At 43.5% G+C, this 25,764-nt stretch carries 23 protein-coding genes; 10 read left to right on the top strand and 13 right to left on the bottom strand.

Going from position 1 to position 25,764, the window contains the following annotated elements:
- Positions 1–156: 156 nt before the first annotated feature.
- A complete protein-coding gene (locus FPZ42_RS18790) occupies positions 157–657 on the bottom strand; it encodes a hypothetical protein (RefSeq protein ID WP_186458832.1) in 501 nt (166 codons plus the stop codon).
- A 447-nt stretch (positions 658–1,104) separates the two neighbouring features.
- On the opposite strand from FPZ42_RS18790, the gene FPZ42_RS18785 reads away from it, so the two are divergent.
- Both FPZ42_RS18785 and FPZ42_RS18780 read left to right on the top strand, forming a co-directional pair.
- Positions 1,105–3,012 carry an amidophosphoribosyltransferase gene (locus FPZ42_RS18785; RefSeq protein WP_146273411.1) on the top strand — a complete coding sequence of 636 codons (1,908 nt, stop codon included), beginning with the start codon at positions 1,105–1,107 and terminating at the stop codon, positions 3,010–3,012.
- 219 nt (positions 3,013–3,231) lie between these two features.
- Positions 3,232–4,494 (top strand): anthranilate synthase component I family protein, encoded by a 1,263-nt coding sequence (locus FPZ42_RS18780; protein WP_146273410.1) that lies wholly within the window; start codon positions 3,232–3,234, stop codon positions 4,492–4,494.
- A 77-nt stretch (positions 4,495–4,571) separates the two neighbouring features.
- Here the strand turns inward: FPZ42_RS18780 and FPZ42_RS18775 are convergent, their stop codons facing one another.
- From FPZ42_RS18775 to FPZ42_RS18755, 5 genes are all read right to left on the bottom strand, one after another.
- A complete protein-coding gene (locus FPZ42_RS18775; RefSeq protein WP_146273409.1) occupies positions 4,572–5,318 on the bottom strand; it encodes a YqjF family protein in 747 nt (248 codons plus the stop codon).
- A gap of 181 nt (positions 5,319–5,499) precedes the next feature.
- Positions 5,500–6,303, bottom strand: a complete 804-nt coding sequence (locus tag FPZ42_RS18770) for a M48 family metallopeptidase (protein ID WP_146273408.1) — start codon at positions 6,301–6,303, stop codon at positions 5,500–5,502.
- A 6-nt stretch (positions 6,304–6,309) separates the two neighbouring features.
- On the bottom strand, positions 6,310–6,957 hold the full coding sequence (plsY, locus tag FPZ42_RS18765) for a glycerol-3-phosphate 1-O-acyltransferase PlsY (protein WP_146273407.1): 648 nt from the start codon (positions 6,955–6,957) through the stop codon (positions 6,310–6,312).
- Between the two features lie 104 nt (positions 6,958–7,061).
- The gene (gene nadC, locus FPZ42_RS18760) at positions 7,062–7,904 is read right to left on the bottom strand and encodes a carboxylating nicotinate-nucleotide diphosphorylase (RefSeq protein WP_146273406.1); all 843 of its coding nucleotides are present in this window, start codon (positions 7,902–7,904) and stop codon (positions 7,062–7,064) included.
- 47 nt (positions 7,905–7,951) lie between these two features.
- Complete coding sequence (locus FPZ42_RS18755; RefSeq protein ID WP_146273405.1) at positions 7,952–8,344, bottom strand: DUF4783 domain-containing protein; 393 nt, start codon at positions 8,342–8,344, stop codon at positions 7,952–7,954.
- Between the two features lie 69 nt (positions 8,345–8,413).
- Here FPZ42_RS18755 and gpmI point away from each other — a divergent pair, with 69 nt between their 5' ends.
- On the top strand, positions 8,414–9,967 hold the full coding sequence (gpmI, locus tag FPZ42_RS18750; protein ID WP_146273404.1) for a 2,3-bisphosphoglycerate-independent phosphoglycerate mutase: 1,554 nt from the start codon (positions 8,414–8,416) through the stop codon (positions 9,965–9,967).
- Positions 9,954–10,508 (top strand): hypothetical protein, encoded by a 555-nt coding sequence (locus FPZ42_RS18745; RefSeq protein WP_146273403.1) that lies wholly within the window; start codon positions 9,954–9,956, stop codon positions 10,506–10,508. The genes gpmI and FPZ42_RS18745 overlap by 14 nt, the downstream gene beginning before the upstream one ends.
- Here the strand turns inward: FPZ42_RS18745 and FPZ42_RS18740 are convergent.
- A complete protein-coding gene (locus FPZ42_RS18740; protein WP_146273402.1) occupies positions 10,505–11,128 on the bottom strand; it encodes a tetratricopeptide repeat protein in 624 nt (207 codons plus the stop codon). The genes FPZ42_RS18745 and FPZ42_RS18740 overlap by 4 nt on opposite strands.
- A gap of 223 nt (positions 11,129–11,351) precedes the next feature.
- Between FPZ42_RS18740 and FPZ42_RS18735 the strand changes: the two genes are divergently transcribed.
- From FPZ42_RS18735 to FPZ42_RS18720, 4 genes are all read left to right on the top strand, one after another.
- Positions 11,352–12,395: a sterol desaturase family protein gene (locus FPZ42_RS18735; protein ID WP_146273401.1), complete on the top strand. Its 1,044-nt coding sequence runs from the start codon at positions 11,352–11,354 to the stop codon at positions 12,393–12,395.
- Positions 12,396–12,689: 294 nt separating this feature from the next.
- The gene (gene lon, locus FPZ42_RS18730; RefSeq protein WP_261382348.1) at positions 12,690–15,143 is read left to right on the top strand and encodes an endopeptidase La; all 2,454 of its coding nucleotides are present in this window, start codon (positions 12,690–12,692) and stop codon (positions 15,141–15,143) included.
- An 85-nt stretch (positions 15,144–15,228) separates the two neighbouring features.
- Positions 15,229–15,879, top strand: coding sequence for a hypothetical protein (locus FPZ42_RS18725; protein WP_146273399.1), 651 nt, complete (start codon positions 15,229–15,231; stop codon positions 15,877–15,879).
- Between the two features lie 38 nt (positions 15,880–15,917).
- Complete coding sequence (locus FPZ42_RS18720; RefSeq protein ID WP_146273398.1) at positions 15,918–16,883, top strand: lipid A deacylase LpxR family protein; 966 nt, start codon at positions 15,918–15,920, stop codon at positions 16,881–16,883.
- Here FPZ42_RS18720 and arfB read toward each other — a convergent pair.
- Positions 16,880–17,446: an alternative ribosome rescue aminoacyl-tRNA hydrolase ArfB gene (gene arfB, locus FPZ42_RS18715; protein WP_261382347.1), complete on the bottom strand. Its 567-nt coding sequence runs from the start codon at positions 17,444–17,446 to the stop codon at positions 16,880–16,882. The two genes, FPZ42_RS18720 and arfB, sit on opposite strands and share 4 nt — an antisense overlap.
- Here arfB and cmk point away from each other — a divergent pair.
- Complete coding sequence (gene cmk, locus FPZ42_RS18710) at positions 17,421–18,095, top strand: (d)CMP kinase (RefSeq protein WP_146273397.1); 675 nt, start codon at positions 17,421–17,423, stop codon at positions 18,093–18,095. The two genes, arfB and cmk, sit on opposite strands and share 26 nt — an antisense overlap.
- A gap of 162 nt (positions 18,096–18,257) precedes the next feature.
- Here the strand turns inward: cmk and FPZ42_RS18705 are convergent, their stop codons facing one another.
- Positions 18,258–18,716 carry a deoxycytidylate deaminase gene (locus FPZ42_RS18705; protein WP_146273396.1) on the bottom strand — a complete coding sequence of 153 codons (459 nt, stop codon included), beginning with the start codon at positions 18,714–18,716 and terminating at the stop codon, positions 18,258–18,260.
- Positions 18,717–18,802: 86 nt separating this feature from the next.
- The gene (locus FPZ42_RS18700; protein WP_146273395.1) at positions 18,803–20,416 is read right to left on the bottom strand and encodes a sugar MFS transporter; all 1,614 of its coding nucleotides are present in this window, start codon (positions 20,414–20,416) and stop codon (positions 18,803–18,805) included.
- Positions 20,417–20,610: 194 nt separating this feature from the next.
- On the opposite strand from FPZ42_RS18700, the gene FPZ42_RS18695 reads away from it, so the two are divergent.
- Positions 20,611–21,264 (top strand): LysE family translocator, encoded by a 654-nt coding sequence (locus tag FPZ42_RS18695; protein ID WP_146273394.1) that lies wholly within the window; start codon positions 20,611–20,613, stop codon positions 21,262–21,264.
- 273 nt (positions 21,265–21,537) lie between these two features.
- Here the strand turns inward: FPZ42_RS18695 and FPZ42_RS18690 are convergent, their stop codons facing one another.
- From FPZ42_RS18690 to FPZ42_RS18680, 3 genes are all read right to left on the bottom strand, one after another.
- Positions 21,538–22,815, bottom strand: coding sequence for an adenylosuccinate synthase (locus tag FPZ42_RS18690; RefSeq protein WP_146273393.1), 1,278 nt, complete (start codon positions 22,813–22,815; stop codon positions 21,538–21,540).
- Between the two features lie 46 nt (positions 22,816–22,861).
- Positions 22,862–23,335 carry a Fur family transcriptional regulator gene (locus tag FPZ42_RS18685; protein WP_146273392.1) on the bottom strand — a complete coding sequence of 158 codons (474 nt, stop codon included), beginning with the start codon at positions 23,333–23,335 and terminating at the stop codon, positions 22,862–22,864.
- Between the two features lie 169 nt (positions 23,336–23,504).
- Positions 23,505–25,727, bottom strand: coding sequence for a RelA/SpoT family protein (locus FPZ42_RS18680; RefSeq protein WP_146273391.1), 2,223 nt, complete (start codon positions 25,725–25,727; stop codon positions 23,505–23,507).
- Between the last annotated feature and the right edge of the window lie 37 nt (positions 25,728–25,764).

Here is a 25,764-nt window from a genome sequence, read left to right as displayed (position 1 = left end):
CCCGTGTTTGCTTGCTAAGCTACGAAAACTTAATCCGCCCAACTCGCGGTCATGCCTTATCAATAACTCTTTTATACTGTTCATCGTTTACTTTTTTGTGTAAACCTATTTCAGGACAAGACACGCTGACAGAATTTTGTCACCATGTGTTTAGAGCTAAGGGATTGTCCAGGCGCTGGTAATAACAAATTTACCGTTTACTTTTTTTAGAGAAAAGAAATGTTGTTGTCCTTCCCAGTCTTTTGATTGTTTTATGGACACATAAGAGAAGTCATAATGGCAATGATTGTTTTCTGAAGTGACGCTCAAAATATCGAGGATGTTCTCTTTATTGACGATTTTTTGAAGTTTGGGATCCAAAAATATTTTGTATTGAGACTGATAAAAAAGCTTCTTGGTAACTTTTAAATAAAGGCCATTTGTCTTATTAACGGTCTTAATTTCACAGTAATCGCAGGTAAAAGGAAACTTGATCAATGTTGAAAGCTCCGCTTTGTTTTTTGCATTTATCGCAAGAGTGAATTTTTTCCAAAACTCATTCAATAAGAATTTATCGGAATTACTGATTTTAGTCTTATCGCAATCTACATGTTGACCGATTGTGATTTTGCAGTTTAATAACAGAATTAACGAAAGCAGGGTAAAGAGATAACGCATGTAAGCTGACAAGGTTAATTAAATCATATTGCACTTAAATGTATTCATAAATCACGCAAAGTCAAAATTAACGCAAGCCTATGATTGATGACCATCTAAGATATCGGGCATTATTTTTTAAGGTCCTAAATTCTAGTTTAGACCAAATGCGTTAGCGATAGCAGCGGATACCGGCCATGAGCCTAATGCCTGCAGGCGTATGAGCGGATAGCGCGGGCCGCAGGCAACGCCCATTTTACTCACCCCGTCCCGATAGCTATCCAGATGCGCTGTCGACCCTCTCTTCGCTACGCGGAAAGAGGGTAAGCTACACTAATGCAATATGGAAAATACCCCTCTTTGCGAAGCAGAGAGGGGTAGGGGGTGAGTAAAAAAAGTACCATTTAATGACATGCGTTTAAACACAATTTAAATTAAAGTAGTAAATTTGCGTGCTCATCCCCAATCATGAGCGATCAGATTAAACATGAATGCGGTGTGGCATTTATCCGCTTACTAAAGCCACTCTCTTATTATCAGAAAAAGTACGGCACTGCGCTGTACGGATTAAACAAGCTTTACCTCTTAATGGAAAAACAGCACAACCGCGGGCAAGACGGTGCGGGCGTTGCTACCATTAAACTGGATATAGAGCCTGGTAAACGCTATATAAGCCGACACCGATCGATGGCATCAAACGCTGTGGCCGACATCTTTGAATACATACAGAAGAAGTTTGCCGATATACAGAAGGAGATGCCTGAAAAAATGGCTGATACCGAATGGCTCAAAGAGCACGTAAGCTTTACCGGCGAAGTGTTATTGGGCCATTTGCGTTATGGTACACACGGTAAAAACAGTATTGAGAGCTGCCACCCTTTTCTGCGCCAGAACAACTGGATGACCCGTAACCTGGTTATTGCCGGTAACTTTAACATGACCAATGTTGACGAGCTGCTGCAACAACTTTACGAGCTTGGCCAGCACCCGAAAGAGAAGGCTGATACCGTTACCGTTTTGGAAAAGATAGGCCATTTTTTGGACACCGAGAACCAGGGCTTGTTCGATCAGTACAAACGCGAGGGCATGAATGATAACCGCGAGATCAGTAAAATGATAGCGAATGATCTTGACGTTGCCAAAATATTAACAAAGTCTGCCAAAAACTGGGATGGTGGTTATACCATTGTGGGTATCATGGGCCATGGGGATGCATTTGTAATGCGCGACCCGGCAGGTATCCGCCCGGCATATTATTTCCAGAATGATGAGATCGTAGTTGCGGCTTCAGAACGCCCTGCTTTACAAACTGCTTTCAATATCCCGGTTGAGGCAATTAAGGAAATCAAACCCGGCCATGCGCTGATCGTTAAAAAGAACGGTGTAGTAACCGAAGACCAGTTTAGCGAACCTAAAGAGAAAAAGTCATGTTCGTTTGAGCGTATCTATTTCTCGCGCGGCAGCGATAGTTCAATTTACCGCGAGCGTAAGCAACTGGGCCGTTTGCTATGTCCGCAGATATTGGATGTAGTGAATAATGATGTAAAAAATACGGTATTCTCATATATCCCCAACACTGCCGAAGTAGCGTTCTACGGGATGGTTGAAGGCATACACAAATACATAAAAAAATATCAGCGCGACAGGCTCCTGAATAGGGACGATAAAATTAGCGAAGAAGAGTTAACAGAGGTTTTGGCACTTGCACCACGTGTAGAAAAGATAGCCATTAAGGATGTTAAGCTTCGCACCTTTATTACCCAGGATGCCGACCGCAGCGAAATGGTTGCACACGTTTATGATACCACCTACGGTTTAATAAAACGTGATGCAGATACGCTGGTTGTACTTGACGATTCTATTGTACGGGGTACCACTTTAAAGCAAAGTATCCTGAAGATATTAGACCGCCTTGGCCCTAAAAAGGTAGTGGTGGTTTCATCTGCACCACAGATCCGTTACCCGGATTGTTATGGTATAGATATGTCGCGCATGGGCGAGTTCGTTGCCTTTGAAGCGGCTATCAGCCTGTTAAAAGAACAGGGCAAGGAAGATGTTATCATTGATGTTTACAACAAGTGTAAAGCAAGCGGTGACCTGCCTAAAGAAGACGTAGAAAATTACGTGAAGGCTATTTACGCACCCTTTGCCGATCAGGAAATATCAGACCGCATTGCCAGGATCATTACCCCGGCAAATATAAAAGCCGAAGTGCATGTGCTTTACCAAACTTTAGATAACCTGCACAAAGCCTGTCCTGATCACCTGGGCGACTGGTACTTTAGCGGCGATTACCCAACCCCTGGTGGTAACAAGGTAGTTAACCGTGCCTTTGTTAACTGGATGGAAGGTAACAACCAGAGAGCTTACATGTAATGCCTCCTATCCCCCTAAAGGGGAATAAATATACGATCCCTCTTCGCGTTTGCGGAGAGGGATTTTTTGTTTCCGTTGGTCATGGTGAACGTGTCGAACCACTCATCGCTCTGACAGATCTTAGACAAGCTCAGACTGACTCTACATTATCACAAAATCATAAAATAAACGCCAACCAACACGCCGCATTCACCATTGCTTAACTATTTTTGCTGGCTGATGACTAAGGTTGCCGATATCGCTTCGTTTAAACAGAAAGCCCTGCAATGGGCTGCGGGTTTTGATACCTGCTGCTATATGGATAGCCACCAGTTTAGTGATGCGTATGGCAAATTTGATACTTTGATCGCTGTCGGGGCTAAAGCGCACCTGAAAGCGAGTGCTGGTGATTCCTTTGCGCAGTTGGAAGCTTTTAAAGCCGCTAATCCCGGCTGGCTGATGGGCTTTTTTGGCTATGACCTTAAAAATGAAATAGAAGCGCTCAACTCAAATAATCCGGATCATCTGAACTTTCCTGACCTGTTTTTTTTCGTTCCGGAGATAATCATCTTAATTAAGGGTGACGAGGTTACGGTTGAAGGCGGAGATGTGGCTGAGCTGTTTGTGTCCGGAACGAGATTCGAACTCGTACATACCAAACATCAGCAATCCATTAATTTCAAACCACGCTTTTCCAAAAACGAATATATAGAATCGGTAGAGCAGATAAAGCAGCATATTGCGCGCGGTGATATTTACGTAACTAATTTTTGCCAGGAGTTTTACTCCCAAGAAGCTGTAATTGATCCCCTGGCTGTTTATGATAAATTGAAAGCAGTTTCGCCAACGCCATTTTCAACCTTTTTTAAATGGGGCGATAATTATGTGATGTGTGCGTCGCCGGAGCGGTTTTTAGCCAAACGCGGCAACAAACTGATATCACAACCCATCAAGGGTACTGCCCGGCGTGATGAGGATGCGCTGGTTGACCAAAGCCTGATAGAAGAACTCCGCAATCACCCCAAGGAGTTACAGGAAAACGTAATGATTGTGGATCTGGTCCGTAACGATCTTACCCGTTCGGCCAAAGAAGGAACCGTCAAGGCCGAAGAGCTTTATGGAATACAAAGCTTTGCACAGGTACATCAAATGGTATCAACCGTAATATGCGAAAAGCGGGACGATGTAAGCGATATTCAGGCTATTAAAAACACCTTCCCGATGGGCAGCATGACGGGTGCCCCTAAAGTGAGCGCCATGCAATTGATGGAACGTTATGAACGCAGCAAGCGCGGCGTTTATTCCGGCGCTATTGGTTATTTTAGTCCCGACGGGAATTTTGATTTTAACGTAGTGATACGCACGTTGCTATATAACGCTGCCGGGCAATACTTATCTTTCCATGTAGGCAGTGCAATAACCTACCACGCCGATGCTGAAAAGGAATACGACGAGTGCATGTTAAAAGCAAAAGCAATATTTGAGGTGCTTGGGAATCGTTAGATCAATCGAGTTATGTTGTTGAACCACTCGTCACTTGATAGTCTTCGACAAGCTCTGACTCACATTTCATGTTACCATCAATCTGGCAACACCGGCGCAAAAAACAACTTATCTGCTACTTTTACAGCAACCTCTGAGCCGTTGGCCCAAAAAGCGGAGAACGGCTCCGCGTTTAGATATGGCACAAATGCTTCGCCGTATAATTCTTTGATGTTAGCTTCAAAAACAAAATCGCGCACTTCTGCTACCTGCCACCGGATGTGTTCAACCTGGTACTGCATGGTTTTGGTATAGCTTAGCTTATTGTAACCCCAATAGTGCTCAAAAATAAATTCTTCCGCACTGCCGGGTAATATGGGCTTTAAACTGTTGCGCACTGTAGCACCTATTTTATTCCATTGCCCGTTTAGTTTCCACTCGTAAAGAAAGTTGGTGTGATCCGGCCCGGCCTTGGTAACTGAATGCCGCATAGGCAATGCGCGGTAATGTTCTTTATAAAGATTGTTAGCGATAATTACGATCATGTTTTTAGGAACAATTTCGCTCACGAAAACCGTCCCGCGCTTCCATTGCTTGCCATCATAATGCCGCACGTAAAAACGCAGGTTAACCTCCTCAAAGTTTACATGCCAGGGCCATTTAATGCCCAATACACGTGTTTCTTTAAACATAAAACCTACCATGCTCACCAGGCATTTGCCTTCCCAAAGGTCTATCTCGGTGTAAGCAGGTAGGTAAGGTTTTAAAATGGCAGGATCAACCTCATAATTCAGCATAATGAGGTTTCGCCATTCAGCAGTAAGAAAACGTGAATCAGATGCCATATCAGTTATTAACCTGTTTAATGGATTAGTGTTTTAAAAGCCTCTCGCTAAACTCTTATCCGAAGGAGAGCGGTTGATCGGGACTTTCTCATTAGTACAAATGAAGGTTGGGATATTAAACACAAAGGCCGCAAAGTTCATACTTCGCGGCCTTGTTATTTGATATATTAAATATTATAAATTATGGTTTGTAATATTTCATAGCTTCCGGAATTAACCGTTGTATATTGGCAATACGGGTAGCATCAGAAGGGTGGGTGCTCAAAAACTCGGGTTGTGCGCCACCTTTGCTTTGGGCTGCCATACGTTGCCAAAAAGCTACAGCTTCATTAGGGTTGTAACCCGCCATAGCCATAAAGGTAAGGCCGAGGCGATCGGCTTCAGACTCTTGTGCGCGTGAGTATTTCAATAAAGCTAATTGTCCGCCAACACCATACAAGGTATTGATGGCTGTTTGTGTGGTTGATGATTGATTACCTGTTGCTGCACCAACTACTGCACCGCCGGTTTGTAAGGCTAACTGCTGCGATAAACGCTCAGCAGAGTGGCGTGCAATGGCGTGGCCTATCTCGTGGCCCATAACTACCGCTAAACCTGCATCGGTGCGGGTTACAGGTAATATACCGCTGTAAACGGCCACTTTACCGCCGGGCATACACCAGGCATTAACTTCGGGGCTTTGTATCAGGTTAAATTCCCAAGCAAACTGGTATTTATCGGCATAACCGTTCTGCTGCAAATAGCGCTCAATGGCGTTGGCCAACCTGCCGCCTATAGCTTTTACTCTTTGGGCATCAGAGCCGGAGCTAACTACTTTGGTTTTGGGATCAGACAATAATTGCCTGTAACTGGCTGCGGCTGCAGGGTTTACCTCGCTATCGCTTACCAGGCTTAATTGTGAACGACCTGTTAACGGAACTGTTGAACAAGCGTAGAGGCCTACAGCTGTGATGGCTGCGGCGAGTGTGAGTTTTAGATTTTTCATAGGGTGTCAGGCTGTTTTTTTCTTAAATAAGTTAACTTTTGACTCTTTACCCTTTAATAAGCGCTCAATATTCTTTTGATGTGTTACTAATACCAGTATAAATATGCACATACCATATATTATGACCGATTTTACATACACCGGAAAAATAAATGTTACACCGATGGGATAGATAAAACCTGCCAATATAGATGATAACGACACATAACGTGTTATTAGCAATGTTACAATAAATACGGATACGCAGAGTAAAGCGGCCGGCAGGTTAATAGCCAATATCATTCCAAAAAGTGTTGCGATACCTTTGCCGCCTCTAAAACCGGCAAACACCGGGAACAAATGGCCCATAACTGCTGCTACGCCCAGCGCAAGCTGCAGATTGGTAAATGCAACGGAATGAAAAGCACCTGTTGTACCAACGCCAACAATGTAGGCAAGGTTAGTGGCCGTCCAGCCTTTTAGTATATCTAACAGCATTACCGGGATCCCGGCTTTTTTCCCCAGCACCCTAAAAGTATTGGTAGCACCGGCGTTACCGCTGCCATATTCCCTTACATCGATATTGTAAAAGGCCTGGCCTATCCAAACTGCTGTTGGTATAGAACCGAATAGATAAGCAAGAATAAGCGCCGAAATCGAGTAGATTGATAGCATCTGCCTACAATAATATTAATTTGCCCTTAATAACTGCAATATAGTTATTATAATGTTACTGATGTTTCTTAAAACTGCCCTTAAAAAGATTACTACAGCGAAATTTAAACAGCTTTAAGACTCAGATCTAAACTTTTTACAGAATGTGTTAACGCGCCAACCGATATGTAATCCACACCGCAATCTGCATAATCACGGATATTGTCAATAGTGATACCGCCTGATGCTTCTGTGATGTATCGCCCGTTGATCATGCTGATGGCCTGGCGAAGGGTATCAAAATCAAAGTTATCCAGCATTATTCGGTTTACATTGCCGGTTTGCAGCACTTGTTCTAATTCGTCAAGGTTACGCACCTCAATCTCAATAGCAAGCTTACGGCCGGTCTGCTGCAGGTACCTGTTGGCATTCTCTATAGCCTGGCGTATACCGCCGGAATAATCCACGTGGTTGTCTTTGATCAGGATCATATCGTACAAGCCAATGCGATGGTTTACACCGCCACCTATGCGCACAGCCCATTTCTCCAAATAACGCAAGCCAGGAGTAGTTTTGCGCGTATCCAGTACTTTGGCATTGGTGCCTTCCAAAAGCTTCACAATGTCGTGGGTACGAGTGGCAATACCGCTCATACGCTGCATGCAGTTAAGCACCAGTCGCTCGGCTTTTAAAATGCTTTGGGCATCGCCCTCAACTTCTAACGCGACGTCTTTTGGTTTTACCTCGGCACCATCTCTTAAAAAAATATTCAGTTTAAGGTTAGCGTCCACCTCGCGGAAAATCTCTTCGGCAAGTTCAACACCGGCCAGTATACCGGTATCCTTTACTAATAACTTAGCTTTACCCTGTGTACCTGCCTCAATGGTAGCAAGTGACGTATGGTCGCCATCGCCAACATCTTCGCTTAAGGCATTTACAATAAATTTGTGTATAATTTCCTTGTCCAAACTTTTTACTTTTTAGCGTTTCAAAAGTAAAAACAATCAGCAATTAATTAGGTTTTTTCGGCTTCAATACGCATCTCAATGATTTCCATCACTTTAGCGTTCTCTTTAAGCGTGTAAGCTATGCGGTATTTGCCTTTATCGGTACTAAGTATAAGCACGGCATAGTTATAATTGGCGTTTGACACAAGCTTGTGCACCAGTTTAATAGTATGGGCCTTGTTGTCTTTAAAGAACTTATCCAGCATGATCTCCGCCTGCGCCTTTGAGTAAACACCCGCTTCGTTTGCGATGGTGACATCAACACTGCCAGCAAAATAAGTGGCTATTTCATGGGCGTTACCCTGTTTAATCAATTCGGCTATTTTTTCAATGGGGCCTGCCTTCACTGCTGCGGGCAGCAGGAACAAGAGGGTAAGTAATGGCAGGTTTCGTAATTTCATTTGATCTATTTAGACATTGAAAACACTAAAAGGTTGCACCGCCAATAAAAAAGGTGATGTTTAAGTTTAATGTTTAAACGTTGCTTTTATATTTGCATTGTGGAAGATAATAAAAAAGTTGTATTAATTATACTTGATGGCTGGGGTTACGGTCGTAACGATGCCTCAAACGCCATAGTAGCCGCAAACACGCCGTTCTTTGATCAGGCGCTTGTTAAATATCCAAACTCTAAGTTAGAAGCATCGGGCCTGGCAGTAGGTTTGCCGGAAGGGCAGATGGGTAACTCTGAAGTAGGCCACATGAACCTGGGTGCAGGCCGTGTTGTTTACCAGGAGCTTGGCCGTATCAACAAAGCGGTGCTGGACAACGAGTTTGTGCAGAACGAGACCATCCTTAACGCTTTCAAATATGCGCAGGAAAATGATAAAGACCTGCACTTTATAGGCCTGGTGAGTGATGGCGGTGTACATGCGCACATCAATCACTTAAAAGGTTTGACTGATGCTACCAAAGCGTTGAACCTGGAACGGGTGTTTATCCACGCCTTTTTGGATGGCCGTGATACCGACCCTAACTCCGGATTAAAGTTTATTACCGACCTGGAGCACCATATTGCCGATTCGCCTGCACGGTTGGCATCGGCAGTTGGAAGATATTATGCAATGGACCGCGATAATCGCTGGGAGCGAGTTAAACTGGCCTATGACCTGATGGTTAAAGGCGAGGGCGCACCAACCAACGATATTTTAGCTTCGATAGAAAAATCTTACGCCGAAGGTGTTACTGACGAGTTTATCAAACCTATTGTAAAGGTTGATGAGGATGGCGAGCCTGTAGCTGTTATCAAAGACGGCGACGTGGTGATCTGCTTTAACTTCCGTACCGATAGGGGCAGGGAGATATCACAGGCACTTACACAAAGGGAGTTCCCGGAGTATGATATGAAGCCGCTGGATATCCAATACGTTACCATGACCTCGTACGATGAGACGTTTAAAAACGTACAGGTGGTTTTCCGTAAGGATGACCTAAGCAAAACATTAGGTGAGGTATTAGAAAGTGCAGGCAAAAAGCAGATCCGCATTGCCGAAACAGAGAAATATCCGCACGTAACGTTCTTCTTCTCAGGAGGGCGTGAAAAGGAATTTGAGGGTGAGAAGCGTTTATTAGTGCCATCGCCTAAAGTGGCAACTTATGATCTGCAGCCCGAGATGAGTGCAGAGGGTATACGTGATGCCATCATCCCCGAACTGGAGCAAGGCTGGCCTGATTTTGTATGCTTAAACTTCGCCAATACAGATATGGTGGGCCACACAGGTGTTTTTGAAGCCGTGGTAAAAGCTGCCGAAACAGCCGATGCCTGCGCACAGGCCGTAGTTGAAGCGGGTTTAAAAACCGGTTATTCGTTCATCATCATTGCCGACCATGGTAATGCCGATTATATGATAAACGAAGATGGTTCGCCTAACACGGCACATACCACCAACCTGGTACCATGTATAGTGATAGATAACGATGTAAAGCAGGTAAAAGATGGTAAGTTAGGCGATATAGCCCCAACCGTACTTACGCTTTTAGGCGTACCTATCCCTGCAGAAATGACCGGTAATGTATTGGTATAAAGCCGTCAGAAAAACGATATTAAATACAAGCGTGCTGCTGCTTTTGGGCAGTGGCTACGCCTGTAACAAGCCGGAAATTAAAGAGACCGGTGCCGAGCTTAAATACTTTGATATTAAAGGCTATTTTAACCAGGAAGCCACCCGGCTTGTGAAACTTGACCCCGAAGTAACTAAGTCTGTTTCGCACAATGGCACAAGCGAAAGCAAAAAAGTGCACGTTAAATCCTGGCAGCAGGAACTTAATCTTTTTGCAGAAAGCGATATCAACAAACCCGCATGGCGCAATAGCTATACAATAAAAAATGATGCTGATAGCACGGTTTATACTGCTAAAGACCCTGAATTAAAAACGCGCCAGATCGTAATAAAAAAGCAGGGCGATAAAATAACGGCGGTTACCATTGTTAACAATACGCACAATTTTCTTTACAACACCTCAGAAAGGCTCGTTTACCTGCCCGGTCAATATTATTCAATCGATAAAAAGCAGCAGGTTAAAGTAATGGGCGCTAATGATTACCGGGTAAAGGGTGATTTTTAGTGATGGCCAACGGCGGTTGCCAATTTCTCTTTAGACAGCTCTATCAGCGTAGCGATATCTGCCCGATTAGGGTTGTCATTTATCACTTTTTCCAGGTCCGCTATAGAGGCTTTTAAAGAATTGATGGCTCTCGGCTTGTCATAGCTGTGGGTATTTGGCTGCAGCTTAAATTCAGCATACTCGCGGTAAGCAATACCACGTGTTTGCAGGCATTTGCCTTTTTCGGAGGGATCTATGGCAATGGCCTTGGTAAGGTCAAAGATGGCACCTAACAAATATTTTTCACGCTCGGCCGGAGACAGGTAGGTATCCTTACCCATGTAACCTTTGGCACGTGCCCGGTAGTAATATGCCGATGCATCCGTAGGGTTAATGAAAATTACCTTGTCGTACGATGTGATAGATTTGCGGTAGTTTTGGCTGTGATAATAGGAGTAACCCAGCATCCAATAGGCATTGGCGTTGGTAGAATCTATCATACAGCCCTTTTCAAGCTGTTTTACAGCGGCTTTAAAGTTGCCATCCAAAAACGCCTGCTGCCCCATTTTAACATAGGCGTTTTGCGCCGATGACTCGATGGATGTAAATAGGATTAAAGAGATGACAGCAGTTAGCCTCATTTAGTTTACGCGTATAAGCCAATAACTAACAATAAAACATTTTAGTATGTGTGCTAATTAAATTTTGATCATTTATTTGTTCACACAATTTTCCTGAACTTAAAAGCATCTAAAAGCAAGTATAGTATTTTTAAAATAATCCCGACAAGTGTTGTTTTAAATGTTATTTCTTAGTTAATTACGTTAATATATAAGCAAGCCTGCTGCAACCAATTGGCCGATTATGGATTTTTTAAAAGCAATAGTAGACAACTTTAAGGGTTTTTGGAACCTGAGCGGATTGCTGGACATTGTAAGCTCCGGTAATTACAGCAAATTTTTAACCTATGATGGGATGCTGTCACTACTTGGTCCAGTTATCCCATTCCTGCTTTTATTCGAAATCATTCGCGCTGCTTTTTACAAGCGTTTTAAGGTTATCAATTACAAGGTATCTTTCTGGACCTATGTGCTTAATGCCTTTGTAGGCCGCGTGATATCATTTGGGTTGGTTGGCCTCTGTATTAAATGGCTTTTGCCGCTAGCTCTTTTTAAAACTACGTTTACCTGGTACTGGTTTATTTACAGCTACATTATTTGGGAGTTTGCCCATTTCTGGTATCACTTTCTTGCACATAAGATCCGTTTGTTCTGGTGCCTGCATTCCACTCACCATGCGCCAGAGGATATGAACCTGGCCGTAAGTTATGCCCACTTTTTCCTGGAAGCGCCTTATGCCGATTTTATCCGTACCTCTATTGCGATCTTATTGGGCGTAAACCCTGCGGTGTTATTCGTTATCATGTTTATAGATGGTTTCTGGGGAACGCTGATACACGTGGGCGAGAATATTGTTAAAGATGGCCGTTTAGGTTTCCTCAATAAAATCATCCTTACACCTTCGCATCACCGGGTACACCATGCCCGCAACGTGGTTTACATGGATACTAATTTTTGTAACCTGCTCAACATCTGGGACAGAGCTTTTGGCACTTATCACGAAGAGGATATCACGATCCCGATTGAATATGGCATAAGCAGGCCGATGATAAAAAACAGTTTTTTGGATGCGTATTTTGGAGAGATCATCGCGTTAGCAAAAGATGTTTACCGCGCTCCAGGCATCAAAAACAAGATGATGTATATCATTATGCCACCAGGGTGGAGCCACACCGGCGACCATAAAATGACCCATGTGGTTCGCAAGAAGTATTTCGAAGACCTGGCAAAACACAAAGCAGATCCAAAAGAAACCGCGCCTCAAAACAGCCCGATGATAAGCACCTAATGCTAAATCACTGACTTTTTTTCATTCCCAGCAATAAAACTGTAGGGCTGATCATTATCGTATGTTTATGTAAGTAGCTGTAAGTAAGCGATGTAGTATGCATGGCTCATAACTGTTATTAAAAAAAGCATACTGGCACAGCTCTTGAAACCTTATATTTGCAAGTTAAGTTCACAGTATAATTAACGTTTGTATCTTGCGCAATGGCCTTAAACTGCCATAATGACGTTAATTTATACTTATACACACGAAAGGTGATTAATGAGTTACGACCCGTTTGATTTTAAAAATACAATGCCCTCCATTAATGAAGATTCCGAATTTTTTCCGCTGATGTCATCAGAGGATGAAGAGGAAATGAATAATGAGCAGGTACCTGATATTGTTTCTATACTCCCTTTGCGTAATACGGTGCTTTTCCCGGGTGTAGTCATCCCCATAACCGTAGGCCGGGATAAATCCATCAAATTGATACGCGATGCTAACAAGGGTAATCGCTTAATTGGGGTTGTTGCACAGCAGGATGTAAATATTGAGGACCCAAATTTTGAGCAATTGCACAAAGTGGGTACCGTAGCGTTGATCATCAAGATGCTGCAAATGCCTGATGGTAACACTACCGTTATATTACAGGGTAAAAAGCGCTTTAGGCTGGGCGAAGAGATACAGAGCGAGCCCTACATAAAAGCTTCGATAGAGCCCATAAAAGAGGTAAAACCAAAAGAAGATAAAGAGTTTAAGGCCCTTGCTGCATCTATCAAGGATATGGCTATGAGCATTATACAGCTATCGCCAAACATCCCAAGCGAAGCTGGTATTGCTATCAGGAACATCGAGAGCACCTCGTTCCTGATCAACTTTATTGCCTCTAACATGAACGCCGAGGTTACTGCAAAGCAGACATTGCTTGAAACGCAGAACCTGCGCGACCGTATGAACATGGTACTGGAGCACTTAACGCTTGATCTGCAAATGCTTGAGCTGAAGAACCAGATACAGACCAAAGTACGGGTAGACCTTGATAAACAGCAGCGCGACTATTTTCTTAATCAGCAGCTGAAAACGATACAGGAGGAGCTGGGCGGATCAACACCCGATCTGGAGGTGGATAACCTGCGCAAGCGTGCGGCTAAAAAGAAGTGGAGCATAGAAGTAAAAACGCACTTCACCAAAGAACTGGAGAAACTTGGTCGTACCAACCCGGCAGCAGCCGATTATTCGGTACAGATCAATTACCTGGAATTACTGCTCGATCTGCCATGGAATGAGTTCACCAAAGACAATTTTGATCTTAAGCGCGCTCAAAAGATATTAGACAAAGACCATTTTGGTTTGGATAAGGTAAAGCGCCGTATTATCGAATACCTAGCCGTATTAAAGCTTAAGCATAATATGAAAGCGCCTATCCTTTGTTTGGTTGGCCCTCCGGGTGTTGGTAAAACTTCACTGGGAAAATCAATTGCAAAGGCATTAGGCCGTAAATATGTGCGCATGGCCCTGGGTGGCGTACGTGATGAAGCCGAGATACGTGGTCACCGCAAAACCTATATTGGTGCTATGCCCGGCCGTGTGATACAATCTCTAAAAAAAGCTGGTGCAGCCAACCCGGTTTTTATCTTAGATGAGATAGATAAAGTAAGCAACGATTTCCGTGGCGACCCTTCTTCTGCATTATTGGAGGTGTTAGATCCGGAGCAGAACAGCACTTTTTATGATAACTATGTAGAGATGGACTTTGATCTGTCTAACATCATGTTCATTGCTACGGCAAATTCGCTTAGCAGCATACAACCTGCATTGTTAGATCGTATGGAGATCATAGAGGTTAATGGTTATACCATTGAAGAAAAAACCGAGATAGCCAAACGACACCTTGTACCTAAGCAACGCGAAGCACATGGCCTTACCGCCAAAGATGTGAACATCAAAAATGATGTGCTGGAGAAGATCATAGAGGATTATACCCGCGAATCGGGCGTGCGTTCTTTAGAGAAAAAGATAGGTTCGGTAGTACGTGGCGTTGCCAAAAGCATAGCCATGGAAGAAGGTTACAATACGCAGGTGAGCAAAAAAGATGTTGAAAAGATATTAGGTGCGCCAATATTTGATAAGGATCTTTACGAGAATAACGAAGTTGCCGGTGTGGTAACGGGCCTGGCATGGACATCTGTAGGCGGCGATATTCTGTTTATTGAAGCAAGCTTAAGTCCCGGCAATGGTAAGCTAACCTTAACCGGTAGTTTGGGTGATGTGATGAAAGAATCTGTCACCATAGCACTGGGTTACCTCCGTGCCCACGCTGCAGAATTCGGTATCGAATACAAGTTATTTGAGCAGTGGGATGTACACGTGCACGTGCCTGCAGGTGCAACGCCTAAAGATGGCCCATCGGCAGGTATCACTATGCTAACGGCACTGGTTTCGGCCTTTACCCAACGCAAAGTAAAACCGCACCTTGCCATGACGGGTGAGATAACCCTGCGTGGCCGTGTATTGCCAGTAGGTGGTATTAAAGAGAAGATATTGGCAGCAAAGCGTGCTAATATTAAAGATATCATCCTTTGCAGATCAAACCAGAAAGACATCCTGGAGATAAAAGAAGATTACATCCGCGATCTGCAGTTCCATTACGTAACAGACATGGGTGATGTGATCAAACTTGCGCTGTTGAATGAAAAGGTTAAGAATGCCATAGACCTAACGGTGAAGGATAAAGCTTCAATGCCGCAGGCTACTACAATACAGTAAATAAAAGCCACCGGAAGGTGGCTTTTATATTTTCAACACTTACAATTACAGGATTTTTGTATTTTAGTACTCCTCTAATTGTATCATGAACCAAACCTTATTCAAAATAATTACAGCATTCATAGTTGTATTAATTTCACAAACTGTATACGCGCAAAGTATAAAAACCGATACATCATCAAAAGCCAAGGCTGATTCCGTTTACAAAAGCCTTTTTAACCAACGTGGTAAAACTTTGTACTTGGAACTTTTGGGTGCAGGTGTCTATTATTCTCTTAACTATGATATTCGGTTTGCCGGTAAACAAAACGGTGTAGGCGCACGTGCCGGCGTAGTATATTTTAAAAGCCAAGGAGAGGGCGAAACATTTGCAATACCACTGCTTATCAACTACCTGATAGGTAAACGTTCTCACTACTTGGAAATAGGTGCAGGTGGCTTATTTTTTTACCATAAAAACAGGTATGATAACGGATTTGACAGTAAACGATTCGCAAACGATGTCATAAAAAATCCCAATATCAATCCGGCAGATTATTATATTGAGCCAAACCCTTACGGAGTATATTTAACAGGATCAGCAGGTTACCGTTATCAGCCCCTAAAAGGTGGGGTTAGCTTTCGTTTAGGTACAAACATAATTTCAAATTTTTCTGAAAGAGCAGTGTTTTGGCCGTATTTGAGTATTGGCTACGCACTTAGAAATAAAGCGAAGCTGAATAATAAAACAAAGTGATATACTTACATTAGCGGTTATTATCCCAGTTGATTTAAATGAAGAAATTTATGCTTCTTGCTGTTGCCGGTTTGTTTGCTACGGCAGCATTGCATGCACAAACCCGCACTAAAGAGATAGGTTTTCAGTCAGATAACGACTCGTTCCTGGCACAGGGATCTGACCGGTATTACACCAATGGATTCTTCCTTTTTTATCGCAAAGCAGTTGATACAGCGCGTATCCAAAATAAAAATATTGCCAACAAGGTATTCGGTTTGGAACTTGGTCAAAAGATTTTCAACGCACAGTCAGGCCGTTTACCTTCGGCAGATTATATCGACAGGCCTGTTGCCGGTTATCTGTACCTTGGTGCATCAGCCAATATCCTGTACAAGAACGAAACCACCTTTAAGCTTACCGGTAGGGTAGGTGTTGTTGGTCCGGCTTCGGGCGGGTATGCCATTCAGAAATTCATTCATAACACATTTGGTTTTTATGAGCTAAACACCTGGCAGTACCAGATCCAGAATGATGTAGAGCTTAATTTAAATGCGGAAGCAAATAAATTACTTGCGAGAGCATCATGGGTAGATATCACCGCATCGGGATATGTAAACCTGGGTAATGGTTTTACCGGGGCAGGTGTTGGTCCGTTGCTAAGGTTAGGGAATTTTAACCAGCTTTTTCAATCAGTAAGCACCCAAAGCACGGCCAGCTATTACGGCGACAGTCGTTTATTGCATAAACACGAACTGTTTTTCTATTATAAGCCCATGGCCAACCTGGTTGCTTACGATGCAACCATCCAAGGCAGTTTGCTGAGAGACCATCCGGTTACAGGCACGCAGGAAATTACGCTTGATAAAAAGCCGTTTATCTTTAGCAACCAGTTTGGCGTTAGTTATGCCAGCAACCGCATAGTGCTTGACCTTGGCGTTGTGGTGCAAACCCGTGATACCAAACAGATGGTTCATTCAACGCATCAATGGGGCTCTATCGGGCTGATGTACAGGTTTAATTAATCACCGAACCCGCCTCGCCGATCTGCCTTCTTGGCTGATAATCTTTTTTTACTATCCACACGGGCCGCTTTAGCGGCCCTGCTCATTTTTGTAGGTTTCCTAACCTTAGGTTTATGTAAAGCCTGGCCAAGTATTGCGGCTAACCGCTCTAATGCTATCTCTTTGTTCAGGAACTGGCTGCGCTCTTCATCACAGATCACCTGTACCAAGCCATCTTTATTAAATCGGGCTTGCAGTTTTTCTGCCAGAACAGCCTTTTGCTCGTCGGTAAACAAAGCAGATTCTGCGATATTAAAAAGCAGCTCAATCTTAGTTGATACCTTATTTACGTTTTGGCCGCCTTTACCGCCGCTGCGCGATGTTTTGTATAGCACTTCGCGCTGCAGGTCTGCTTTGTTGAGGTTCATGGGGATAAATATAGCGATTGGTTGATTAGTGATTAGTTGTTTTGTGGAAAAGGAACTTTTGCAAACGCCAATTGCAAACTGCCCATCGTAAGCTATAAACTGCAAACTGAAAATCTTATCTTCGCAATTGATGAGCAAAAATATAGTTGTGGCCATTGATGGCTACTCGTCATGCGGGAAAAGTACTTTGGCTAAAGCCCTGGCTAAGAAACTTCACTACATCTATGTGGATAGCGGCGCTATGTACAGGGCGGTGGCGCTTTATTTTTTGCGAAACAACATCGATACTAAAAATTCAGAGCAGATTGAGGAAGCGTTGAAGAACATTCATCTTAATTTTCACTCACGCGATTATGAAACACATATCACGCTTAATGATGAGGAAGTATCTGAAGAGATCCGCCAGATGCCGGTATCTGAAAAGGTAAGCGAGGTGTCTGCTTTGAAGGCCGTACGCCGCGAAATGGTGAAACAACAGCAGCGCATGGGTAAATCAAAGAGCATTGTAATGGACGGGCGTGATATTGGTACAGCGGTATTTCCTAATGCTGATCTTAAAATATTCATGACCGCTGATCCTGCAGTCCGCGCCAAACGCCGTTATGACGAGATCCATCCTAAAAATCCAGATGTGACCTTGGCGGAGATCTATGAAAACATCGCTCACCGCGATTATCAGGACACTACACGTGCCGAAAGTCCCTTAGTACGTGCTCATGATGCTATCATTTTAGATAACACCGATCTTACGCCCGAGCAACAGTTAAAATTTGCACTGGATAGGGTAGAAGGCCTTCATCGTTGATTCGTCATTGAGTCATTTGCTGCGCTGTCATTGGGTCACTGAGTCCAAATGTGTCATTGCGAGCGATAGCGCGGCAATCTCAGAGAATAAGCACGCGTGGATCTGCCTATGAGGTTGCCGCGTCGCTGGCGCTCCTCGCAATGACATTGTATAAGGTGAAAACTACTCCCCTTTAAACTGCACTGCCTTTACACCAAATTTGTTAAGAAAATCAACGCCTTCATCGCTGGCGAGGCCTTTATACTGGGCGTATGATTTATCGTAGAAAACGTTTTTAATGCCTGCAGAGAATATCAGCCTTGCGCATGGTAAACATGGCGATAGGGTGGTGTATAGCGTAGCTCCTTCTAAATTAGCGCCATTTTTAACAGCATAAAGGATAGCATTTTCTTCGGCATGCAGTGCAAGAGAGCAACTGCCTTTAGAGTCGCGGGCGCAACCTTTATCGGGCCATTCCTCGTCGCAATTGTGGGTGCCTGCTGGGGGGCCGTTATACCCGATAGAAATGATCCGGGTATCCTTCGCTAAAACGGCACCGACCTGCGCCTTAACGCAATGTGAGCGTTGGGCCAGGTCGGTTGCCAGATTCATAAAAATATGTTCGAAACTGGGTTTATTCATAAGTTGATCAAAGAATGGAGATCAGAGATTAGTTAATGAAGCAAGGAAACCTAACCTCTGAGCAACTAATCTCTGATCACTAAAACTTAGTGTCCGCCGCCTGCTTCAAGGTTATCTACATCAATACCTTGCTTTTTAAGAATAGCACCTGCTTTAAAGGCAAAGAATGCTAAATAAGCAAAACCGATAACCGGGATAATGTATGATTTATGGATACCGATACCATCGGCCAAAATACCTTGTACCGGTGGGATGATAGACCCGCCAAGGATCATCATGATCAAAAATGCTGAACCCTGGCTGGTGTACTTGCCTAAGCCGGTTACCGACAAAGAGAAGATAGACGGCCACATGATTGAACAGCATAAGCCACCCGCAGTGAACGCGAATATGGCTACCATGCCCGAAGACACTAAACCTATCACCATAAAAATAGCGCCTAATATGCCAAATAAGGCAAGCGTACGTACCGGCTTTTGGTTACCGATAAGGAAGCCAATAACCAAGATAGCAACACAGATAGCGTAAGGATAAAGAATGCTTACATCAGTACCGCTTATCCTGTTTACAATTAGCACTACGCCAAAAGCAACAAAAGGAACTACTACAGTCAGGATGAACTTAGTTGTTTTAGAAAGGTTGAATGCTGCGATAGCCCCTGTCCAACGGCCGATCATTAAACTGCCCCAATATAAAGAGATGAAGGGTGCTACCTGGTCTGTTTTAAAGCTGCCAAATACTGGCGATTCTAATAACGAACCCATGTTACTTTGTATAGTTACCTCAACACCTACATAGGTGAAAATGGCAAGCATGCCGTAAACCAATTGCGGATATTGCATTGCGCCCCAACCGCCTTCTTTGCTTTTACCGGCAGCTGATGCTGAACCTACCAGCGTTGCAAGAATGATGAACAGCGCTGCATAAACAAACCATGATTTTTCTAAACCGGTTGCTTGCGCCAATGGTGTAGCAGCTAATATTAACAAGAACGCTACAAAGATTATTCCCAATGGTTTGTTAGCTTTATTGCTTGGCTCAATTTTCTCATCACTGGTTACGCTTGGTAATTTAGAGATCCAAAAGAATGCCGCTACCGCAATAAATAACCCGGCAAGTATCATGTACAGGGTATTCACAGATGATATCTTAACTTCTGAAGCCGGTATCTTTGCAGAGGCCGATCCGAATAAAACAAAACCTACAATTACCGGCCCCCATATGCTACCGAAGTTGTTTACACCACCGGCAAAGTTTAAGCGGTGTGTACCGGTCTCAGGGCTACCTAATGCTACCACAAACGGGTTTGCGGCAGTTTGCTGCAACGAGAAACCTAAGGCAATGATGAAGAAAGTAAGTAATATAAAGGCAAACGAACCTGAGTTAATGGCAGGGATCATGATCAATGCACCTACGGCTGAAATTAACAGACCATAAATGATACCGTTTTTGTAGCCTATCTTGTTCAGAATATCAACTTTTGTTGCTGCAGATGCAAAATACAATAGTAAAGAACCAATAAAATAACCACCATAAAAGGTGAAGTCGATCAATTGAGATTCAAATTGGCTTAGATTAAAATGCGCTTTACAAAATGGAATGAAAATACCGTTTGAGGCCGCTAAAAAGCCCCAGAAGAAGAACACAGTAATAATGGTATATAATGCCGAACCATTACTCTTGGAGTTGTCTTGTGCCATTGTCTATAATCAGGTTTGTTTAAAACTGGTTGAAATAAAGTCCTAAACATAAATATTTTTTCGGGGTCTGTAACCTAAAATTTTCAAAATCTAAATCCCAAAAGCTCTTTTGTTGTTAAACAGATTAATATTTGCATATTAGTGTCCTGATTTTTTTAAAAGTTCAGGGCAAATTAGGAACATAAACCTAAATAATGATAGACGCTATTATTTCGGGGATCGGTTTTGGATTAGTGCTCACGTTTCTTACAGGCCCTGTCTTTTTCGCTTTAATAAAAACCAGCATCGACAAGGGTTTCCATGCCGGTGTAGCGCTTGCCCTCGGTGTGGTATGCAGCGATATGGTTTTTGTTGGCGCCATTCTCTTCGGTTCGCAATACTTTGATGTTACGGCACACGATAAAACCTTAGCCGGTATCATCGGTAGCATCATCCTGTTTTCGATAGGTATTTACTACATCTTTAAAAAATCGGACGTTGACTACAAGAATCCCGTACCCACCAAAGTGAACAAGGCCGGTTACTTCTTCAAGGGTTTTTTGATGTGCATTTTCAACCCAACTATCCTTTTCCATTGGACGGTTGTTATCGGGGTTGCCAGTACCGCTTATCACGAGGGGGTTCATAATCGTTCATTAAAGATCGCTGTGATGTTCTTAACAGTTCTTATTGTGCAGTTTGGCCTGGATACCGTGAAGGCGTTTTATGCCAACAAGCTTCGCGAAAAGATATCACCCAAATTGGTGCACCGATTAAATGAGGTGGCCGGTGGGGCACTTATTATCGCCGCCCTGGTTCTTTTGGATAGATTGGTTACGCATATCTTCTTCTCGGCACATCCGGCGTAAAAGAGAGTCAAGAATTTAAGAGTCAAGAATCAAAACACGCGCACTGGTCGAAGTTTTCAACTTCGATGATAAAGTAGCAAGGATTCTCCTTGCCCGTTAAGCTAAAAGATTAATATATGTTAGGTCGAAGTTGGAAACTTCGACCAGTGATTGGTAGTTTAAAGTTGCTTGTCCGTTGATATTAACACGCTATCGCTCGCAATGACAAGTTTGATACATAGCCTTCAAACAAAAAGCCCCGCAAATGCGAGGCTTCCAATATTGTAGCAGAACTTAGTGCAACACCAGGGTCTGTTTCCTGTCTGGTCCTACCGAAAGGTACTTAACCGGAACTTCAAGTTCGGCTTCCAGGTAGTCGATGTAGGATTGCAATTTGGCAGGGATCTCGTTTAGCTCGGTTATACCTGTAAGATCTTCGTTCCAGCCATCAATCTCCTTTAAAACAGGCTCGGCCTCAACAGAGCAGATATCGTAAGGCATGTAATCGATGGTTTCGCCCTGGTAATTGTAGTGCGTACAAGCATATATCTTATCAAAACCGCTTAATACGTCAGCCTTGGTCATTACCAGCTGAGTAACGCCGTTTAGCATAATTGCATATTTAAGTGCGGGAAGATCTATCCAGCCGGTACGGCGTGGCCTGCCTGTAGTGGCGCCAAATTCATGACCTATCTTACGCAGCTCTTCGCCGGTTTCGTCATTCAGTTCGGTAGGGAATGGGCCTCCACCAACGCGGGTACAATACGCTTTAAAAATGCCGATAACATCGCCGATTTTATTTGGGGCGATACCCAGACCGGTACAAGCACCAGCGGTAGTTGTATTGGATGAGGTAACAAAAGGGTACGAGCCAAAGTCGATATCCAGCATAGTACCTTGAGCGCCTTCTGCCAATACTTTTTTACCTTCTTTTAGGTAGTTGTTAACCAATTGTTCAGAGTCAACCAGTTCAAATTTTTTGATCAGTTCAATAGCCTCAAAGAAAGCCGCTTCGCGCTCGCTAAAGTCGGCCACCTCGCCGTAAAGCGATTGCAGCATTGAAGTATGTTTATCAACCAGTTTCTGGTATTTCTCTTTAAAGTTTGGCAGCGTAATATCGCCGATACGTAAACCATTACGGCCGGTTTTATCCATATACGTTGGGCCAATACCTTTAAGGGTAGAGCCTATTTTGCCATCGCCCATTTTCTTTTCAGAAGCAGCATCAAGTAACTGGTGAGTCGGTAAAATCAAATGCGCCTTTTTACCTATTACCAGGTTGCCTTTGGCCAAAAGATCATGACCGGCATCTTTTAACTTATCTAATTCTTTTTTAAGGGTGATGGGGTCTATCACCACGCCGTTGCCAATAAGGTTAAGGGTGTTATCGAAAAATATGCCCGAAGGAATGGTGTTCAATACAAATTTTTTACCTTCAAACTCAAGTGTGTGGCCTGCATTTGGCCCACCCTGGAAACGGGCAATAAGGTCATAACCTTTACTTAGTACATCAACAATTTTGCCTTTACCTTCGTCGCCCCACTGGAGGCCCAATAATACGTCAACAGCCATTAATTAGTTATTAGAAAATAAGCTTTATAAGATTTTTTGAATTTAGTTACGATGCCCTGCGGTCACAAGTTCCGCCATCGCGAAGCTTGGTGCAATTGCCGTAAAGATTTAAAGAGTGGTGTTTGATATCAAACTTCAGAATGTCGCCCATCATGCTTTGTATCTGCTGGATACGAGGGTCGCAAAACTCAACCACCTTGCCACAATCGATACAAATAATATGGTCATGCTGCTTGTAGCCGTATGATTTTTCAAACTGGGCCATGTTTTTACCAAACTGATGTTTGGTAACCAGGTCGCACGATACCAGAAGTTCTAATGTATTGTAAACAGTAGCACGGCTAACGCGGTACTTCTTATTTTTCATGTGGATGTATAGCGATTCCACATCAAAATGATCGTTTCGTGAATAGATCTCTTCGAGTATGGCAAAACGCTCAGGGGTTTTCCTGAGGCTCTTGTTTTCAAGGTAAGCCTCAAAAATCTTTTTCACCAAAGCGATGGTTTCCTGTACAGGCATAATGTTAAATTAACAATGCAAAGGTATTATTATTTTTAAAAAGAGAGGCAATAATCAGGTGGTTAAAGAATTAGAATCAAGAATCAGGATAACAAGAATCAAGACGAATAGGTGATGTTTAATACCGAACTTATCTTGTTTCTTGCCTCTCGGTTTCTTTTATCTGTTTCTACGATGCTTTTTCCACTGCCGAATCAAACCTCACAACCTGGGTAATGCCTTTAACCTGGTTCAGCTTTCTGATCAGATTTTCCAGGTGGTCGGTATCGTTCACATAAACCATTATCGATCCCTCGAAGATGCCGTTATCGCTATCAACAGTAATGGAGCGGATATTCACCTTAAAATCTTGTGAGATAACTGTGGTCAATTTGTTGATCAAGCCAACATCATCAATACCGGTAATGCGCAGCCCTGTTAAAAAGGCCAGTTCTTGTTGATTGGTCCAGCGGGCTTTTACAATACGATAGCCGTAGTTAGCCATTAGTTTAGCAGCGTTAGGGCAATTGGTGCGGTGTATCTTAATGCCATCGCCAACGGTAATAAAACCAAACACATCATCGCCGGGGATAGGGTTACAACAGGCAGCCAACTTGTAATCTATCTTCTGCATGTCTTCACCAATCAGCAAAATATCGCTGTCTTTGGTTTTAATGCTCTTAACCAAGCTTTGCAGCTGATCGATCTCTATCTTATCCTGCGGCTTGTTCTCTATAACCTTTTCAGATGCCTGGTACTCACGAAGATCTTTGATATCGATAAGCCCTTTGGCAACATTGTAAAACAGGTCCTGGGTTGATTGCAGCTTAAAGTAGTAGCTTAGCTTTTGCAGGTTCTCTGAATTGTAAGTAAGCTTTATCGACTTCATCTTACGCTCCAGTATCTCCTTGCCGTCTTCGGCTATTTTGCGTTTTTCCTCCTTAAGGGCCGATTTTATCTTGGCTTTCGCCTTTGCAGTAACCACGAAGTTAAGCCAGTCTTCCTTAGGCGTTTGCTTGCCGGAGGTGATGATCTCTACCTGGTCGCCGTTCTGCAGCTTGTGGCTTAGTGGTACCAGTTTATGGTTAACCTTGGCGCCAATACAGCTTGCGCCAACATCTGTATGTATCTCAAATGCAAAATCGAGCGCGGTGGCATTTAAAGGCAACTGGATCAACGCACCCTTAGGAGTAAAGATGAATATTTCATCGCTGAACAAGTTCATCTTAAAGTCGTCCAGGAAGTCGAGCGCATTAGAGTCCGGATTTTTAAGCATATCACGCACTTTTTGCACCCAAAGGTCCAGCCCGCTATCTGTTGATGATTCTTTGTATTTCCAGTGCGCAGCAAAACCTTTTTCAGCAATCTCATTCATGCGCTTGGTACGTATCTGCACCTCAACCCATTGACCGCGAGGCCCCATCACGGTGGTATGCAGCGATTCGTAGCCATTTGCCTTCGGCGATGATATCCAGTCGCGCAACCTGTCCGGGTTAGGGCGATAAAGATCGGTTACGATAGAATAAGCCTTCCAGCACTCTGCCTTTTCATTCTCGGGGGCGCTATCCAGAATAATACGGATGGCAAAAAGGTCATACACCTCCTCGAACGGAATGGCCTTTTTCTTCATCTTATTCCAGATAGAATGGATGGACTTTGGCCTGCCGAAAACCTCTCCGTGCAGGTCCTGGCTTTCCAGCACTTTCTGAACCGGTTTAATAAAGTCTGAAATGAAACGCTCGCGTTCCGCCTTTTTCTCGTTCAGTTTATTTTTGATGAACTGGTAGGTCTCGCGCTCCATGTATTTCATGGATAGGTCTTCCAACTCAGATTTTATAGCGTACAAACCCAGGCGGTGGGCCAGCGGCGCATACAGGTAGACCGTTTCTGAGGATAGCTTTAATTGTTTATCCCTTGGCATAAACTCCATGGTACGCATGTTATGCAGGCGATCGGCAAGTTTTATCAGTATCACCCTCACATCATCGGCAAGGGTAAGCAGCATCTTGCGGAAGTTCTCGGCCTGTAAAGAGCTATTGGTATCAAAGACGCCGGATATTTTGGTAAGGCCGTCAATTATCTTGGCTACTTTTTTACCAAACTCCAGCTCTATATCTTCTAAAGTAACATCGGTGTCTTCAACAACATCATGCAACAAAGCACACACAATAGAAGTGGTACCCAGGCCTATTTCTTCAGCGGCTATTTGTGCAACCGCAATAGGATGGTATATGTAAGGCTCGCCACTTTTGCGGCGCATGTCTTTATGGCTTTCCAAAGCCATTTCAAACGCCTTTCTTATCAGTCTTTTGTCGCCTTTTTGAAGGGTAGATTTGCTGGCGCGCAGCAATGCACGGTAGCGTTTTAATATCTCCTTCTTTTCGGCTTCAAGGTCTATCACTAAATCTTTCATTCTCTGGCGTGTACTGGCTTAAAATATCATAACCCTG

It is taken from the genome of Mucilaginibacter achroorhodeus, assembly GCF_007846095.1.
Lineage (GTDB): Bacteria > Bacteroidota > Bacteroidia > Sphingobacteriales > Sphingobacteriaceae > Mucilaginibacter > Mucilaginibacter achroorhodeus.
This window is presented reverse-complemented; position numbering and strand designations above follow the sequence as displayed.

Coding starts and splice junctions, on each gene's coding strand:
- FPZ42_RS18755 (WP_146273405.1), bottom strand. CDS start 8,344: ATGAAATTACGAAACCTGCCATTACTTACCCTCTTGTTCCTGCTGCCC.
- FPZ42_RS18745 (WP_146273403.1), top strand. CDS start 9,954: ATGTATTGGTATAAAGCCGTCAGAAAAACGATATTAAATACAAGCGTG.
- FPZ42_RS18690 (WP_146273393.1), bottom strand. CDS start 22,815: ATGGCTGTTGACGTATTATTGGGCCTCCAGTGGGGCGACGAAGGTAAA.
- FPZ42_RS18700 (WP_146273395.1), bottom strand. CDS start 20,416: ATGGCACAAGACAACTCCAAGAGTAATGGTTCGGCATTATATACCATT.
- FPZ42_RS18785 (WP_146273411.1), top strand. CDS start 1,105: ATGAGCGATCAGATTAAACATGAATGCGGTGTGGCATTTATCCGCTTA.
- FPZ42_RS18685 (WP_146273392.1), bottom strand. CDS start 23,335: ATGCCTGTACAGGAAACCATCGCTTTGGTGAAAAAGATTTTTGAGGCT.
- plsY (WP_146273407.1), bottom strand. CDS start 6,957: ATGCTATCAATCTACTCGATTTCGGCGCTTATTCTTGCTTATCTATTC.
- FPZ42_RS18680 (WP_146273391.1), bottom strand. CDS start 25,727: ATGAAAGATTTAGTGATAGACCTTGAAGCCGAAAAGAAGGAGATATTA.
- FPZ42_RS18770 (WP_146273408.1), bottom strand. CDS start 6,303: ATGAAAAATCTAAAACTCACACTCGCCGCAGCCATCACAGCTGTAGGC.
- FPZ42_RS18775 (WP_146273409.1), bottom strand. CDS start 5,318: ATGGCATCTGATTCACGTTTTCTTACTGCTGAATGGCGAAACCTCATT.
- arfB (WP_261382347.1), bottom strand. CDS start 17,446: ATGGCCACAACTATATTTTTGCTCATCAATTGCGAAGATAAGATTTTC.
- FPZ42_RS18695 (WP_146273394.1), top strand. CDS start 20,611: ATGATAGACGCTATTATTTCGGGGATCGGTTTTGGATTAGTGCTCACG.
- FPZ42_RS18790 (WP_186458832.1), bottom strand. CDS start 657: ATGCGTTATCTCTTTACCCTGCTTTCGTTAATTCTGTTATTAAACTGC.
- FPZ42_RS18735 (WP_146273401.1), top strand. CDS start 11,352: ATGGATTTTTTAAAAGCAATAGTAGACAACTTTAAGGGTTTTTGGAAC.
- FPZ42_RS18780 (WP_146273410.1), top strand. CDS start 3,232: ATGACTAAGGTTGCCGATATCGCTTCGTTTAAACAGAAAGCCCTGCAA.
- cmk (WP_146273397.1), top strand. CDS start 17,421: ATGAGCAAAAATATAGTTGTGGCCATTGATGGCTACTCGTCATGCGGG.
- FPZ42_RS18720 (WP_146273398.1), top strand. CDS start 15,918: ATGAAGAAATTTATGCTTCTTGCTGTTGCCGGTTTGTTTGCTACGGCA.
- FPZ42_RS18725 (WP_146273399.1), top strand. CDS start 15,229: ATGAACCAAACCTTATTCAAAATAATTACAGCATTCATAGTTGTATTA.
- FPZ42_RS18740 (WP_146273402.1), bottom strand. CDS start 11,128: ATGAGGCTAACTGCTGTCATCTCTTTAATCCTATTTACATCCATCGAG.
- gpmI (WP_146273404.1), top strand. CDS start 8,414: ATGTTTAAACGTTGCTTTTATATTTGCATTGTGGAAGATAATAAAAAA.
- lon (WP_261382348.1), top strand. CDS start 12,690: ATGCCCTCCATTAATGAAGATTCCGAATTTTTTCCGCTGATGTCATCA.
- FPZ42_RS18705 (WP_146273396.1), bottom strand. CDS start 18,716: ATGAATAAACCCAGTTTCGAACATATTTTTATGAATCTGGCAACCGAC.